Source organism: Trichococcus palustris (assembly GCF_900114465.1).
In the GTDB taxonomy this organism is placed as follows: Bacteria; Bacillota; Bacilli; order Lactobacillales; family Aerococcaceae; genus Trichococcus; species Trichococcus palustris.
The window spans coordinates 26,764-41,684 of the sequence record NZ_FOTD01000008.1 but is presented as its reverse complement, the minus strand read 5'-3'; the positions used below and the strand labels follow the sequence as shown (position 1 = coordinate 41,684).

14 protein-coding genes, 1 tRNA gene, 1 riboswitch and 1 other annotated feature are annotated in these 14,921 nt (G+C 47.3%); of the genes, 7 read left to right on the top strand and 8 right to left on the bottom strand.

Translation table 11 applies throughout. The features are described 5' to 3' along the window. The 4 genes from argB to argF all read right to left on the bottom strand — a co-directional run bounded on the left by argB (position 1) and on the right by argF (position 4,568). Positions 1-897, bottom strand: coding sequence for an acetylglutamate kinase (gene argB / locus BM101_RS07000; RefSeq protein ID WP_218149897.1), 897 nt, complete (start codon positions 895-897; stop codon positions 1-3). A 5-nt stretch (positions 898-902) separates the two neighbouring features. After that, a complete protein-coding gene (argJ, locus tag BM101_RS06995) occupies positions 903-2,129 on the bottom strand; it encodes a bifunctional glutamate N-acetyltransferase/amino-acid acetyltransferase ArgJ (protein ID WP_218149896.1) in 1,227 nt (408 codons plus the stop codon). Between the two features lie 31 nt (positions 2,130-2,160). Beyond that, positions 2,161-3,201: an N-acetyl-gamma-glutamyl-phosphate reductase gene (gene argC, locus BM101_RS06990; protein WP_087034098.1), complete on the bottom strand. Its 1,041-nt coding sequence runs from the start codon at positions 3,199-3,201 to the stop codon at positions 2,161-2,163. Positions 3,202-3,268: 67 nt separating this feature from the next. Further along, positions 3,269-3,495, bottom strand: a binding site (T-box leader). A 59-nt stretch (positions 3,496-3,554) separates the two neighbouring features. Further along, a complete protein-coding gene (argF, locus tag BM101_RS06985; protein ID WP_087034038.1) occupies positions 3,555-4,568 on the bottom strand; it encodes an ornithine carbamoyltransferase in 1,014 nt (337 codons plus the stop codon). 454 nt (positions 4,569-5,022) lie between these two features. After that, positions 5,023-5,138, top strand: a riboswitch (FMN riboswitch). Between the two features lie 200 nt (positions 5,139-5,338). Here argF and ribD point away from each other — a divergent pair. From ribD to BM101_RS06955, 6 genes are all read left to right on the top strand, one after another. After that, on the top strand, positions 5,339-6,442 hold the full coding sequence (ribD, locus tag BM101_RS06980; RefSeq protein WP_087034037.1) for a bifunctional diaminohydroxyphosphoribosylaminopyrimidine deaminase/5-amino-6-(5-phosphoribosylamino)uracil reductase RibD: 1,104 nt from the start codon (positions 5,339-5,341) through the stop codon (positions 6,440-6,442). A 25-nt stretch (positions 6,443-6,467) separates the two neighbouring features. Continuing rightward, a complete protein-coding gene (locus BM101_RS06975) occupies positions 6,468-7,121 on the top strand; it encodes a riboflavin synthase (RefSeq protein WP_087034036.1) in 654 nt (217 codons plus the stop codon). Positions 7,122-7,142: 21 nt separating this feature from the next. Beyond that, a complete protein-coding gene (locus tag BM101_RS06970; RefSeq protein WP_087034035.1) occupies positions 7,143-8,336 on the top strand; it encodes a bifunctional 3,4-dihydroxy-2-butanone-4-phosphate synthase/GTP cyclohydrolase II in 1,194 nt (397 codons plus the stop codon). Between the two features lie 29 nt (positions 8,337-8,365). Continuing rightward, positions 8,366-8,827: a 6,7-dimethyl-8-ribityllumazine synthase gene (gene ribH, locus BM101_RS06965; protein WP_087034034.1), complete on the top strand. Its 462-nt coding sequence runs from the start codon at positions 8,366-8,368 to the stop codon at positions 8,825-8,827. Between the two features lie 10 nt (positions 8,828-8,837). Next, positions 8,838-9,503 carry an HAD family hydrolase gene (locus BM101_RS06960; RefSeq protein WP_087034033.1) on the top strand — a complete coding sequence of 222 codons (666 nt, stop codon included), beginning with the start codon at positions 8,838-8,840 and terminating at the stop codon, positions 9,501-9,503. A gap of 138 nt (positions 9,504-9,641) precedes the next feature. Next, entirely contained in the window at positions 9,642-9,950 is a 309-nt protein-coding gene (locus BM101_RS06955; RefSeq protein ID WP_087034032.1) for a hypothetical protein, read from the top strand. A 223-nt stretch (positions 9,951-10,173) separates the two neighbouring features. Here the strand turns inward: BM101_RS06955 and BM101_RS14090 are convergent, their stop codons facing one another. Further along, positions 10,174-10,347: a hypothetical protein gene (locus tag BM101_RS14090; protein ID WP_177194424.1), complete on the bottom strand. Its 174-nt coding sequence runs from the start codon at positions 10,345-10,347 to the stop codon at positions 10,174-10,176. A 328-nt stretch (positions 10,348-10,675) separates the two neighbouring features. Between BM101_RS14090 and BM101_RS06950 the strand changes: the two genes are divergently transcribed. Continuing rightward, positions 10,676-11,599 (top strand): AEC family transporter, encoded by a 924-nt coding sequence (locus BM101_RS06950; protein WP_087034031.1) that lies wholly within the window; start codon positions 10,676-10,678, stop codon positions 11,597-11,599. A 74-nt stretch (positions 11,600-11,673) separates the two neighbouring features. On the opposite strand, the gene BM101_RS06945 is transcribed toward BM101_RS06950, so the two are convergent. The 3 genes from BM101_RS06945 to dnaB form a co-directional block, all read right to left on the bottom strand. Beyond that, a tRNA-Lys gene (locus BM101_RS06945) sits at positions 11,674-11,746 on the bottom strand. A gap of 190 nt (positions 11,747-11,936) precedes the next feature. Beyond that, positions 11,937-13,232 (bottom strand): adenylosuccinate synthase, encoded by a 1,296-nt coding sequence (locus tag BM101_RS06940; protein WP_087034030.1) that lies wholly within the window; start codon positions 13,230-13,232, stop codon positions 11,937-11,939. Positions 13,233-13,352: 120 nt separating this feature from the next. Then, positions 13,353-14,720 (bottom strand): replicative DNA helicase, encoded by a 1,368-nt coding sequence (gene dnaB, locus BM101_RS06935; RefSeq protein WP_087034029.1) that lies wholly within the window; start codon positions 14,718-14,720, stop codon positions 13,353-13,355. Positions 14,721-14,921 lie beyond the last annotated feature (201 nt).

Genomic DNA, 14,921 nt, shown 5'->3' with positions numbered 1-14,921 from the left:
CTATTCCTCCTTATTCCCCTGCTCGATCATCGTGCCGATTCCTTCATCGAAAAAAACTTCCAATAAAATTGAATGTTTCAACCGCCCATCAATGATGTGCGCATTGGCTACGCCGCCCTTTAAAGCATCCAGGCAACAATCCACTTTCGGGACCATACCGCCGGAGATGATGCCGGCGGCCTTCAATTCTTCGGCTTCCGTCAACGTCATGCGCGATATCAGGGAATCCTTGTCGTGGTAATCGCGGAAAATGCCTTCCACGTCGGTCAACAACATGAATTTGTCCGCATGCATCGCTTTGGCGATAGCACCCGCTACGTAGTCGGCATTGATGTTGTAGCTCATGCCGTCCGCTCCCATACCGATGGAGGAGATGACTGGAATATAGCCGCCGTAGATAAGCGAATCCAGCATTTCCTTATTCACGCTCTCGACTTCTCCGACATACCCGATATCGATTATTTCGCCGTCTTTTTCCAAATATTTTTTGCGTGCTCGGATCAAATTCCCGTCTTTTCCTGACAGACCGATGCCCTTGCCGCCGAGTTGATTCAGCGTTCCGACGATGTCCTTGTTCACTTTCCCTGCCAACACCATCTCTACGATTTCCATGGTTTCCAGATCCGTCACCCGCAACCCCTGTTCAAAGTGGCTCTTCACGTTCAGCTTTTTCAACATGTCATTGATGGCAGGACCGCCGCCATGGACCAATATCGGATGCATCCCCACTGATTTCATCATCAAGATATCCTGCATCACAGCCTCTTTGAGCTCTTCATTGATCATGGCATTGCCGCCGTATTTGATGACGATGATTTTGTCCCGAAAGCGATTGACATAGGGCAGTGCTTCCACCAACAATTGTGCTTTTTCGCTATTGCTCTTCTTCATTGTCATTGGGCTTAGCTCCTATAATCCGCATTTATTTTTACATAGTCGTATGAAAAATCACAGGTCCAAGTGCTGACGGTCTCCGCACCGAGATGCAGATCGACAAGAATCTCGATTTCCGTCGCTTTCAGTATCTTTTTCGCAAGGCCTTCATCAAATACCATGCCCATGCCATCCTGGCAGACTTGGATTTTCCCGTTTTCGCTGGAGAAAGTGATATCCACTACATCCGCATCGAAATATTCCGATTCCGCATAACCTGCCGCAGTGATGACACGCCCCCAGTTTGCATCTTCCCCGAACATCGCCGTTTTCACTAAGCTGGAAGTCGCGATGCTCTTGCCGATGGAAACGGCATCGGCTTTGGTCTTGGCACCTGTGACGATGACCTCCACAAATTTGGTCGCCCCTTCGCCGTCCTGAACAATCAGCTTGGCCAGTTTCGCGCAAATCGAAAGGATCGCCGCTTCCACTTCCGCATAACCTGCATCGGCAGGTCCGGCAATCAGCTCGTTGCCCAATTTCCCGGTTGCCGCAACGAAGACGGTATCGTTCGTGCTTGTGTCGCCATCCACCGTCGAATGGTTGAAGGTGTTTTCGGCAGCCTTCAACAGCATGTCATGCAAAGCCGCTTGGCTGATCGCCACATCGGTCGTGATATAGCCCAACATCGTGCCCAAGTTAGGGTGGATCATCCCGGAGCCTTTGATCATCCCGCCGATTGTCGCGGTTTTTCCGGCAACGTCGAAAGTGAAGCTGACTTCTTTTGCGACCGTATCGGTTGTCATGATCGCTTTGCTGGCGGCGGCACCGCCATTCTCAGAAATTTCAGGGACGATTGCTTCAATCCCCTTCCTCATGGTATCCATGTTCATGAAGACGCCGATGACCCCTGTCGAAGATACCAGTATTTCTTCCGGCTGGACTTTCAAGGCTTCCGCCAATAACTGAACCGTCTCAGCAACATCCGCCTTCCCCTGTTTTCCGGTGCAGGCATTCGCGTTTCCGCTGTTGATCAGTATCGCTTTGAACTGCTCCTGTTGCTGCAATAATTGTTGGTCATATTGAACCGGCGCAGCCTTCACCTTGTTTTTTGTGAACACACCGGCAACGGTTGCCCCCTCAGGAAAAACCAACAGAGCCAAATCTTTCTTATGTTTTTTGAAACCGGCGTGAATCCCTGCTGCCTGTACGCCTGCTGCAGCTGTCACTCCGCTTTTGTGTAATTTTTTCGTCATTTTAATCATTTCCTCCTCGGTTCGTCTGATGTTACGGGAAAAGCCCAATGGTGTTCAATCCTGTTGTCTCATCCAGACCGAACAGGAGATTCATATTTTGTACCGCTTGGCCGGCAGCGCCCTTCATCAAGTTATCGATGACGGATACGATGATCACTTTGCCGGTGCGCGGGTCAACGGTCACGCCGATTTGGCAAACGTTCGTGCCCCTTACCGATTTCGTCATCGGCCACATGCCAGCAGGAAGAACCTGCACAAAGGTTTCAGCGGCATAAGCCTCTTCAAAGATGGCATGGATGGCTTCGGCGGAGTGGCCACCGGTTACGTCCGCGTAAATCGTGCTCAGAATACCGCGGCTCATCGGCACCAAATGCGGTGTGAATTGGATCAGCGTTTCCGTCCCCGACATCTCCGTCAAAAGCTGTTCGATTTCGGGAGTGTGGCGGTGGTGCGCAACTCCGTAAGCCTTGAAGCTGCTCTCCACTTCCGTGAAGAGATTGTCCACTTTTTCGCTGCGGCCGGCTCCGGATGTCCCCGACTTGGAATCGCAGATAACGGAACCCGGAACCACCAGACCCTTTTTCATCAACGGCATCAGCCCCAACAGGATGCTGGTCACAAAACAACCCGGGTTTGCGATGATGTCCGCATCCTTGATCGCCTCGCGGTTCCATTCCGGCAACCCGTAAACAGCTTCCTCGAGCAGTCCCGGTTCCGTATGCGCGACCTTGTACCATTCTTCATAGACGGCTGTGTCCTTCAAACGGAAATCCGCCCCCAGATCGATGACCTTCTTGCCTTTTTCTTTCGCTTTTTTCGCAATCGGCAAGGCGTGCCCGTGCGGCAAGGCCACAAAAATCACGTCACTGTCCGCTGTCACTTGCTCCAAATCCATTTCCTCACATGTATGATCGATGGATCCGTACAGATGCGGAAACACCTCTTGTATTTTTTGACCGGCATAGGTCCGGGACGTCAGATGATCCAAGACCACATCCTTACGCAATCCCAATAATCGGACTAATTCCACCCCCGTGTAACCTGTTGCTCCAATGATACTGACATGAATCATCATTTCCATCCCCCTTTTCTGTGTATAAAAAAAGAGCCTTCGTTCCCATACCAAATCAAAGATTTGATACAGGGACGAAAGCTCGCGGTGCCACCCTTATTTTCCGGTATGCGGACATACCGGACTCAAGTATTGCTACTTTTGCTGTAACGGGGCAACCGGACTAAACTTTATGTGTATCATTCAGCTTATCAACTCAAAGTTCCTTTTCATCCACTGCATTCGACCTTGCTTCCACCGCCCAAGGCTCGCTTTACTATACAAATAGACTACTCTTCTTATCAAAGTCTTTACATATTTATTTTAGGCATAATATTCCCATTAAATTTATCATCTGCTTTTCATTTTGTCAATCATACTTTTGGAATAAATAAATTTCCCAACGTTGCGGCCATGATTGCCTTGATGGAATGCATGCGATTTTCGGCCTGCTCGAACTGACGGCCATGCTTGCTGCGGAAAGCACCATCCGTCACTTCCATTTCGGATAACCCGAAAGTTTCGGCGATTTCTTTCCCGGTTTGCGTTTCGGTATCGTGGAAAGCCGGCAGACAATGCAACAAAATGACATCCTCATTGCCCGTCTTTTTGATCATTTCCATGTTGATTTGGTAAGGGAGCAACTGCTCGATCCGTTCGGCGAATTTATCCTCTTCCCCCATCGATACCCACACATCGGTATACAGGATATCGGCATCTTTTACGCCTTCAGCCACATCGGCCGTGACCGCGATGACGCTGCCGCTCTTTTCGGCGAATTTCCCGGCCATTTCAACCAATTCCTTTGCAGGGAACAAGGCTTCCGGAGCGCAGATGGTGACGTTCACCCCTAGAATCGCTCCGGTAACCAACAGGCTGTTGGCGACGTTGTTGCGTCCGTCCCCGACATAGACCAATTTCAATCCAGCCAATGTGCCGAAGTTTTCCTTGATGGTCAAAAAGTCGGCGATCATCTGAGTCGGATGCCATTCATCAGTCAAGCCGTTCCACACCGGTACGCCTGAGAACTTCGCCAAATTTTCAACCGTTTTTTGGCTGAAGCCGCGGAATTCAATGCCGTCAAACATGCTGCCCAATACTTTGGCGGTGTCTTCAACGGATTCTTTTTTGCCCAGTTGGATATCACTTTTGCCAAGATATTCCGGATGGGCTCCCAAGTCGATGGATGCGACCGTGAAAGCCGCTCTTGTACGCGTGGAAGCTTTTTCGAACAACAGACAGATATTTTTCCCTTCCAAATAGCGATGCGGGATATTCCGTTTCTTCAGATCCTTTAAATGGGCTGAAAAATCGATCAAATATTCCAGTTCTTCCCGAGTAAAATCTTTTTCCGCCAGTAAACTTCTTCCTTGAAATACTTGTGCCAAATGATTTCAGCTCCTTTAGTCGTATTTATCTTTAAATGAAATTCTTTCAGTATCTATTGTGATTGCAATGTTACATTTATTTATTCGAAATCATTTTATACCCAATCCTAATGAATTACAAACTTTATTTTAATCAATTGCTCATACATGATGCGGAAAATCCGTTTTTCAGCCGAGCCGATCGTCTCCTCCCGGCCAACCGACATCGAAAACGATAAGCCAATATCCTTGCAAAGCACTTCCCCATACAGACGGCCCGGCTTAAGGAAACATTGATAACCCTTTGAAATAAAGAGCGATCCAAGGGATGACCCTCCGGGATATTCCGAATCACTTCTGGCAGCAATGCAACAAAGTGATATCCGTTCCGTCTTTATTCATCGAATACTATGCGGAAAAATGTTTGTTGTTGACAATAGCTCGAATTGGGATTATTCTATGTTTAACTTAATTGAATAGTCTTCAGGGACGGGTGAAAATCCCTACCGGTGGTAAAGCCCACGAGCCGTAATGGCAGATTCGGATAATTTCCGAAGCCGACAGTTAGAGTCTGGATGAAAGAAGACAACCAACATTTTATGAAACTGAAAGTATTCTTTTTGGCATACAAAAAGGAACTCTTCCATAGATGAAAATGAGCGTCAATCCCTGGGTGTAATGTATACCCAGGGATTTTTTGCTTTCATTTTAGTGAACTTTTCTTTTCGCGCCCTGAAGACTAAATGCTTCAGGGCTTTTCTTATTTTTTAAAGAAAGAGGGGAAATAAAAGGTGAGCGAACAGGATATAGCCTACATGAAGTTGGCGTTGGAGTTGGCGGAAAAAGGACGCGGTGCGGTTGCACCAAATCCGATGGTCGGTGCTGTCATCGTAAAGGATGGCCGGATCATCGGTTCCGGATACCATGAAAAATTCGGGGAAGGACACGCCGAAGTGAATGCCTTCCGATCCGCAACAGAAGATGTGGCGGGGGCTACCATCTATGTGACATTGGAGCCCTGTTCCCACTACGGCAAAACGCCTCCCTGCGCGGACAAGATCATTGAGAAAAAAATAGCCCGCGTCGTCGTCGCAGCCTTGGATCCCAATCCCTTGGTTTCGGGGCGCGGCGTCAAAAAAATCCGGGATGCCGGCATCGAGGTCGTGACCGGCGTGTTGGCGGATGAAAGCATCCGTTTAAATGAAGTCTTTATGAAATACATCGTCAAAAAAGAGCCGTTTGTCATCATGAAAGTGGCCATGTCCTTGGACGGCAAAATCGCGACCCGAACCGGTGAATCAAAATGGATCACCGGTGAATCCGCCAGAGAACAGGTGCATCGCTTACGGAGCGCCCTTTCCGGCATCATGGTCGGTGTGCAGACCGTCATCGCGGATGACCCCCAGCTGACGGCGCGCATTCCAAACGGAAAAAATCCAGTCCGCATCATCGTCGACAGCACCTTGCGCATCCCATTGGACGCCAATATCCTGAAGAATCAGGACCTGGCCAAAACAATCATCGGGACGACAGCGAAAGCTGACCGCGAAAAAGCTGCCCTTTTGGAACAAGCCGGCATCGAGCTGGTGACCGTTCCCGAAAAAGACGGCACAACGGACCTGAGTGCCCTGATGAAAATTTTGGGCGAACGCGGCATCGACAGCATCCTGTTGGAAGGCGGAGCGACGCTGAACTACGCTGCGCTTGATGCAGGCATCGTCGATAAAGTGCAAATCTATATCGCACCGAAACTGATCGGCGGGAGCACCTCAAAAACACCGGTCGGCGGAAAAGGGATCGACAATCTGAACGAGGCTTTTAAAGTGAAAGGATTGACAGCAACCCTAGTGGGAGAAGATGTCCTGCTTGAAGGGTATATCGCAAAAGATGAATAATTGAGGAAGCAGAGAGGAGGACCCCATGTTTACAGGAATCATTGAAGAAGTCGGCACATTGAAAGGCATCCAGCACGGCCAAAACTCTTCTGTAGTGACCGTGCGAGGGAAAAAAGTCTTGGTGGACACAAAAATCGGTGACAGCATCTCCACAAACGGTGTCTGTCTGACCGTCACAAAATTGCACAAAGATTCCTTTGATGCAGATGTCATGCCGGAAACACTCAACCGTTCCAATCTGGGTGACCTGAAAAGCGGCGGCCGAGTGAATTTGGAACGCGCCCTGCAATTGAGCACACGCTTGGGTGGACACATCGTCAGTGGACACATCGACGGCACCGGCAAAATAAAAGAATACCGAAAAGACGACAACGCCGTCTGGATAACCATTTCCGCCGGCCCTGACTTGCTGCGGTACATCATCGAAAAAGGCTCCATCGCCATCGATGGCGTCAGCTTGACCGTCGCAACCGTCGACAGCCAGTCATTCCAAGTGTCCATCATTCCGCATACCGGCGCCGAAACCATCCTTTTGGAAAAGAAATTGGGCGACACGGTCAATCTGGAATGCGACATCATCGGAAAGTATGTCGAAAAACTGCTCGGCTTGAATACGCAAAAACAAACCAAAGAAAGCAATCTATCCGAAGCCTTTTTAAAGGAAAATGGCTTCTTCTAAACGAAAGAGGAGGGACAAAAAATGTTCAACACACCTGAAGAGATAATCGCAGACATAAAAGCGGGTAAAATAATTGTCCTGCTCGATGATCAAGACCGCGAAAATGAAGGCGACCTGGTCTGTGCGGCGGAATTCGCCACACCAGAAAACATCAACTTCATGGCGATTTACGCCAAAGGCCTGATCTGCATGCCGATGGACCGCACCTTGACCGAAAAGTTGGTATTGACCCCGATGGTCGATCGCAATACGGATAACCACGGAACAGCCTTCACGGTCGCCATTGACCATGTTGATACGACAACCGGCATCTCAGCCTTCGAACGCTCCTTGACCGTTCTGAAGGCAGTGGCAGACGATGCAAAACCTGAGGATTTCCGCAGACCGGGACATATCTTCCCGCTTAAAGCAGTGGATCACGGCGTCCTCGTCCGCAATGGCCATACCGAAGCAACCGTCGATTTGGCCCGCTTGGCTGGCTTGAAACCGGCCGGCCTGTGTTGCGAAATCATGGCGGATGACGGAACCATGATGCGCACGCCGGAATTGATCGCCTTTGCCAAAACGCACGATCTGAAAATCGGCACTATTGCAGATTTGATCAGCTACCGTAAAGAAACAGAAACGCTGTACAAGCGCGATGGGAAAGCCAAACTGCCTACCAAATATGGCGATTTCGACATCTACACCTATGTGAGCACCATCGAAGATGAACATCATGTCGCTTTGGTCATGGGCGACGTGACGACGAGCGAGCCTGTTTTGGTCCGTATCCATTCCGAGTGCCTTACCGGGGATGTCTTCGGGTCGAAACGTTGTGACTGCGGCCAACAATTGGACGCCGCCATGAAACAGATCGCAGCAGAAGGCCGCGGCGTTTTGGTTTATCTTCGCCAAGAAGGCCGCGGCATCGGCTTGGTCAATAAAATCCATGCCTATGAATTGCAGGACCAAGGCTACGACACGGTTGAAGCCAATCTGATGCTGGGCTTCCCGAACGATCTGCGTGAATACTACATGGCGGATGAGATGCTGCAGGATTTGGGTGTAAAGGAGATCCGTCTGTTGACGAATAACCCTTTAAAAATCGAAGGACTGAAAAAGCACGGCATAAAGATCACCGAACGGATCCCAATCCAACTGGAAATTTTTGATGAAACCCAACGCTACATGAAAACAAAGAAACAAAAGATGGGCCATTACTTAGATTTATAAAAAATAAAACAATATCAGGAGGAAAAAAAATGAACATCATCGAAGGACAATTAATTGCACAAGACTTAAAAATCGGTATCGTGGTAGCCAGGTTCAACGAATTCATCGGCTCAAAATTGGTGGGCGGAGCCTTGGACGGCTTGAAACGTCACGGCGTTCCGGAAGAGGATATCGACTTGGCTTGGGTTCCCGGCGCGTACGAAATTCCATTGGTAGCCCAAAAAATGGCGGCTTCCGGAAAATACGATGCCGTCATCACCTTGGGCGCAGTCATCAAAGGAGCCACTTCCCACTACGATTACGTCTGTTCCGAAGTTTCCAAAGGAGTAGCTGCCGCATCCATGAACACCGGCGTTCCTGTCATCTTCGGCGTATTGACGACCGACACCATCGAACAAGCCATCGAACGTGCCGGCACAAAAGCAGGCAACAAAGGCTATGACTGTGCCGTATCCGCAATCGAAATGGCAAACCTGTTGAAGGCGCTCTAAGGTACTGCCCATGACTATCCCAACATTTGAAGGGATCCATACGGTCATCCTGGACTATGATGGCACAATCCATGACAGCACCCGGAACTACATCGCCGCCTTTAAAAAGGCCTATGCCTACCTTGTTGGAGTCGACCAAGCCGCCCCCAGGGAATGGGAAGATGCAGAAATCACCAAGTGGCTGGGCTACAGCAGCAAAGCAATGTGGGAAAATTTCATGCCCGATTTGGCTGGCGAATACCAGTCCACCGCATCAAAGATGATTGGACAAACATTACTTGAAAGGGCCCAGAATGGCCAGGCGGTTCTCTATGAAGGTGCCTTGGAAACACTGCAGGCACTGAAAGAAAAAGGCTATCACTTGGTCTTTCTCAGCAACTGCAGCCATGTCTACATGGAAGCTCATCGGGAAAGCTTCGGGTTGGACCGCTATTTCGATAAGATGTACTGCACGGAAGATTTCGGATTCATACCCAAATATGAAATCTTCGAGGCGATTCAGGCCGATTTTCCCGGCGGCTACCTCGTCGTCGGCGACCGCTTCCAGGATATCGAAGTCGCCGAGCATCATCCCGTCCATACGGTTGGATGCCTCTATGGCTTCGGTTTCCCGGAGGAGTTGGCATCAGCGGATGCGCTGATAGAAGATATCCGCGAACTGAATGATTTACTTTAACAACGAGAAAGCGGGCCCCGACAATCATTTCTGATTATCGGGGCCCGCTTTCCGTGCATGATAAACTGCCGGATGGTATGATATGCATATATAACAACTGATACGGAAGCATTCCTGAAAGACAAAGGAGAGATCACCATGAGAAATCTGGATAAAGAAATCGCCATCATCCGCAAATTCAAGGCGGAACACCCCAACAAAGAATACAAACTGTATATCGAAACAAGCGATGATTTTGACTTCCACGATGAGAACGAAAGCGAAGACTACATCGCCGTCATCATCGCTGAATTGGAAACAGAGACCCCTGCCGAAAACCCCATGATGGAAGATAAACCCGCCTACACTTGGGATGCTGAATATGTCATCTACATCGACAAACCGACTGTAGCCGATCGCGAGCTGATCACCAAACTGTACTATGACGAATTGCTGCAGTATGTTTAGCGGAACTGGCCAAGTACAGCAATTGAGATGCATCTGACATTTTGAAAAATCGAGAAAGTGAGACAAAAAGCGTTTAGACCCGAATCACTGGAGCGAATAAGCGGAGGAAGGTCACGGACCATCTGAGCATTATTCGCGAAGTGACGTCGGGTCTGCTTTTTGGAACACGTTTATAATTTATTAAGATATAAGAGGTTAGGACTTTTGTCCCAGCCTCTTTCCGTCAGTTGCCGGACTTTTCTTTGCCCTTTTCATCCCTTGGATAATCATCCGGAACAGCTTCCGATTCCTTCTCCCGTTCTTCGCTTTTGTCTGTCGACTCCAGCTTTTTTGGGGCTTTTTTGCCGGCGCGGACGACCTTTTCCGCCAACAGCCTGATTAACCTATCCAGTTCCATATGGATTCCCCCTTATTTGGATTGCCCTGTCTCTTTTTTTCATCATAACATAAGGAGCAGCAATCTGAAACGAATCACTCCGCAGCAATTAAGACTTAGTTCCGGTGGAAAAATAGTCCGCGCCCGTTTGCGGCTGGGGGTCCTCTCCGCTAATTCCAAGAGCCCGCGCGTCAGGATTTCCCCGTGAACGAGTAGACAGTGACAAGAAGATAATATATAGTGGGCTTTATGCAAAGCAAAGGATGATGTGGCATATAACGAAGAAATGCTGAGGATATTTTTAGGTATCAAATGGAAATATATTCTTACGCATAAAAGAGGGGTGCAAATGATTAGTTTATTGTTAGTGCGTAAAATTGTACAACTGTTTTTCATCATGATTTTGGGTTATGTAATGGTTAAGCTGAAAGTTGTAAAAACAGAGGAAAGTGTAGTCTTATCCAAACTATCCCTCTATCTTATTATGCCTTCAGTCATACTCAGCGCCTTTCAGGTCAACTTCAAGCAGGAAATACGAGAAGGCTTGTTATTGGCCTTTGTTGCGGCTGTTATCATCCATATACTGCTGCTCATAATTGGGCACGTCTCAGGTAGGTTATTCAACTTTGAGGAAATAGACATTGCGTCGATCATCTATTCCAATGCGGGCAATTTGATCATCCCCATCGTAACAGCCGTTCTGGGGAGCGAATGGGTTATCTATTCCACCGCGTTTGTTTCCGTACAATTGATTTTTCTGTGGACGCATTGCAAATTGATGTTCTCAAAAGAAAAGAAACCCAATGTCCGAAAAATTATTTTGAATATAAACATGATCGCCATTCTTTTGGGGATCACGTCCATGCTGTCAGGGATCAGACTGCCGGCCATGCTCAATGAAACTTTGAGTTCAGTTGGCTCTATGATTGGACCGATGGGGATGCTGATCACAGGCATGATCGTTGCCGGAATGGATATGAAGAAAATATTCACAAGCAAAAAGGTTTATGTAATCACCTTCTTCAGGATGATCCTTTGTCCCGCCATCATTCTGCTGTTGCTGAAACTCAGCCATGCTGGTAGTTTAGTTGATAACGGCATGGAAATATTGCTGATTACCTTCTTAGCGACTGTAACTCCCGCGGCATCTACCGTTACGCAATTCGCACAGGTACATAACAAAGATGCGGAGTATGCTGGCGCAATCAATATCATGACCACACTGGTATGTATCGTAACCATGCCCATATTCGTTATCTTGTATTATTTATGAAACAAAAAAATCCTTAGAAATAGTGAAGAAAATTACTTCATCACTGTTTCTAAGGATTTCTGTTTAAAGAAGTATGGGTTATGGGGGGCTCGAACCCTCGACCCGCTGATTAAGAGTCAGCTGCTCTGCCAACTGAGCTAATAACCCATATCACGTATTGCTAACGTAACAAATGTTATTTTACTCTCCTTTTCAACAAATTGCAAGAACTTCACGAAAAAAAATAGGCCTACTTTTGGATATTTTTTCCAAAAGAGGCCTATTTTTTCTTATTTCCGTATGAATCGTACTTTTAAATGCCGAGACTCATCCCTTGCTGCATTTTATCGCACTATCTTTAGATGGTTGCCCATACGTTTTCCAACACGTTTGTTTGGTTGCGGTCTGGTCCCACTGAGAAAGTGGAGATGCGGACGCCAACCGTTTCTTGAACGCGACGGACATAGTTGCGTGCATTTTCAGGAAGTTCTTCCAATGTACGGCAGCCAGTGATGTCTTCGCTCCAGCCTGGCAACTCTTCATAGACAGGCGTACATTGAGCCAATTCCTTCAAGCTTGCTGGGTAATGGTAGATCAATTCGCCTTCAGCATTTTTGTAGGCAGTACAGATTTTCACTGTTTCCAAGCCGCTAAGAACATCGATTGAGTTCAAGCATAGGTTTGTGATGCCTGAAACGCGTTTTGAATGACGCATAACAACTGCATCAAACCAGCCGATACGACGCGGTCTGCCGGTAGTTGTGCCGTATTCGCGGCCGACTTCACGGATCTGGCTTCCGACTTCATCAAACAATTCAGTCGGGAATGGGCCATCGCCGACACGGGAAGTGTAAGCTTTACATACACCGACAACCTTGTCGATCTTGGTAGGACCCACACCGCTACCGATGGTTACCCCACCAGCAACAGGATTGGAAGAAGTAACGAATGGATAAGTACCTTGGTCGATATCCAACATAACCCCTTGCGCGCCTTCGAATAGGACACGTTTGCCTGCATCCAATACATCGTTCAGGATAACGGATGTATCGCAAACATATTTTTTGAGTTCTTGACCGTATTGGTAGTATTCTTCAAAGATGTCTTCGAATTTGATTTCTACAGAATCGAACATTTTTGTAAACTGACGGTTCTTTTCTTCTAAATTCACTTTCAGACGTTCTTCAAAAATTTCTTTGTCCAATAAATCAGCAATTCTTATCCCTACACGTGCTGCTTTGTCCATGTAAGCTGGTCCGATACCTTTGATGGTCGTCCCGATTTTGTTGTCGCCTTTTGAATCTTCTTGCAGTTGATCCAATTGGATATGGTAAGGCAAAATGACGTGTGCGCGATCTGAAATACGTAGATTGTCTGTATTAATGCCGTGATCTTTCAAATAGGCCAATTCTTTGATCAATGATTTTGGATTCACGACTACGCCATTCCCAATGACGCTGATTTTTTCTGGATAAAAAATACCGGATGGAATTAAGTGCAATTTGTATGTAACGCCGTCAAACTGGATTGTATGGCCTGCGTTGTCTCCGCCTTGATATCTAGCGATTACTTCTGCATTTTCACTCAGGAAATCTGTAATCTTTCCTTTACCTTCGTCTCCCCATTGAGTTCCAACAACTACTACTGAAGTCATTCTTTACTCCACCTCATCTTCTTTAGTCATAACACTATGCTAGTTTACCAATATTATCATTCTCTTTCAATAAAGAATCCGAGAAAAACAAGTCACTTATGAACAATTTGTTGTTCTCCATCAATTAATCTCCGGAATATAGCTCATGGAAGAGAATTTATTGAATTCTTTTTTGAATAAAAGCTTTACCGTCCCGCGGGCACCACTTCTGTTCTTTTCGATGATGACTTCGACGACATTGTTCTCCATTTCATCATTTTCAGATTCCTCGCCGCCTTCCCGTTCGTAATAATCCTCACGGTAAAGGAAAGCAACGATATCCGCATCTTGCTCGATCGATCCAGACTCACGGATATCACTCAAAACCGGGCGTTTATCCTGTCTCTGTTCCACTCCCCGTGATAACTGGGACAAAGCGATGACCGGCACTTTTAATTCTTTTGCCAATTTTTTCAACTGACGGGAAATATCCGAAACTTCTTGTTGGCGGCTTTCCCGGTTGTTCCCCTCGATCAGTTGCAGATAGTCGATGACGATCAAGCCTAACTCTCCCTGCTCCTGCTTCAATCGGCGGCTTTTCGCTCTGATTTCAGCGATACGGATACCCGGCGTATCATCGATGAAGATTTTTGATTGACCCAATGTACCCATCGCCATGATCAAGTTGGACCATTCTTCCTCGGACAGTTGCCCCGTCCGCAAATGGCTGGCATCAATATTTCCCTCCGCGCACAGCATCCGGTTGACAAGCGACTCCGCACCCATTTCCAAACTGAAGATGGCCACTACCTGATCGGCTTTCGTTGCAACATTTTGGGCGATGTTCAAGGCAAACGCTGTCTTCCCGACGGCTGGACGCGCCGCCAGAATGATCAGTTCTTCCTTTTGCAGTCCCGCAGTCATTTTATCCAATGCGATATAGCCTGTCGGCACCCCGGTGACATCGTCGCTCTGTTGAGCCAAAGATTCGATGTTCTGCAACGAGGCGGAAACGACATCGGAGATACGGATAAATCCCGAACGGTTTCTTCGTTCCGATACCTGCAGGATGTGCTGCTCCGCGCTGTCCAGAATAACCGCCAGTTCATCGCCCTCTTCAAAACCCTGTTTAACGATTTCGGTAGCGGAACGGATCAGATTACGCAAAATGGATTTTTCTTCCACTATCTTAGCGTAATATTCCACGTTTGCGGAAGTCGGAACGGCAATCGCCAAATCCGTCAAATATTCCATGCCTCCAGCATTTTCAAGCTGGTTCTTGCGTTCCAATTCATTGGCAACCGTTACGACGTCTATGGCCTCATTACGACTGTTTAATAGTAAAATCGCATCAAAAATAATCTGATGATTCTTTCGATAAAAATCAGATGTTTCCAAATATTCTAAAACATTCACTACCGTATCAGGATCCAAAAAAATGGAACCCAGTACGGATTGTTCAGCTTCCATACTATGAGGCGGTGTGCGATCTTGAAGTGTTTCTTCCATTTCCTTCTTCACCCTTTTTAGGTCTTATTCTTGGAATGAACAGGGCATGATAATCCAAATTCATTCTTTAGCTTCTATATTGTACTCTAAATAAGCTTCTTTTACAATTGCAAACTCCGAACAAACGTTCCCTCTTTTTGATGTTATCACTCTTAAAAATATACATAAAAAAAGAGATGCAGGATGCATCTCTTTTTTGAT

Excerpts from the sequence above, each read along its gene's own strand:
- argB (WP_218149897.1), bottom strand. The coding sequence starts at position 897 with ATGACAATGAAGAAGAGCAATAGCGAAAAAGCACAATTGTTGGTGGAA.
- argJ (WP_218149896.1), bottom strand. The coding sequence starts at position 2,129 with ATGACGAAAAAATTACACAAAAGCGGAGTGACAGCTGCAGCAGGCGTA.
- argC (WP_087034098.1), bottom strand. The coding sequence starts at position 3,201 with ATGATTCATGTCAGTATCATTGGAGCAACAGGTTACACGGGGGTGGAA.
- BM101_RS06975 (WP_087034036.1), top strand. The coding sequence starts at position 6,468 with ATGTTTACAGGAATCATTGAAGAAGTCGGCACATTGAAAGGCATCCAG.
- BM101_RS06970 (WP_087034035.1), top strand. The coding sequence starts at position 7,143 with ATGTTCAACACACCTGAAGAGATAATCGCAGACATAAAAGCGGGTAAA.
- ribH (WP_087034034.1), top strand. The coding sequence starts at position 8,366 with ATGAACATCATCGAAGGACAATTAATTGCACAAGACTTAAAAATCGGT.
- BM101_RS06960 (WP_087034033.1), top strand. The coding sequence starts at position 8,838 with ATGACTATCCCAACATTTGAAGGGATCCATACGGTCATCCTGGACTAT.
- BM101_RS06955 (WP_087034032.1), top strand. The coding sequence starts at position 9,642 with ATGAGAAATCTGGATAAAGAAATCGCCATCATCCGCAAATTCAAGGCG.
- BM101_RS14090 (WP_177194424.1), bottom strand. The coding sequence starts at position 10,347 with ATGGAACTGGATAGGTTAATCAGGCTGTTGGCGGAAAAGGTCGTCCGC.
- BM101_RS06950 (WP_087034031.1), top strand. The coding sequence starts at position 10,676 with ATGATTAGTTTATTGTTAGTGCGTAAAATTGTACAACTGTTTTTCATC.
- BM101_RS06940 (WP_087034030.1), bottom strand. The coding sequence starts at position 13,232 with ATGACTTCAGTAGTAGTTGTTGGAACTCAATGGGGAGACGAAGGTAAA.
- dnaB (WP_087034029.1), bottom strand. The coding sequence starts at position 14,720 with ATGGAAGAAACACTTCAAGATCGCACACCGCCTCATAGTATGGAAGCT.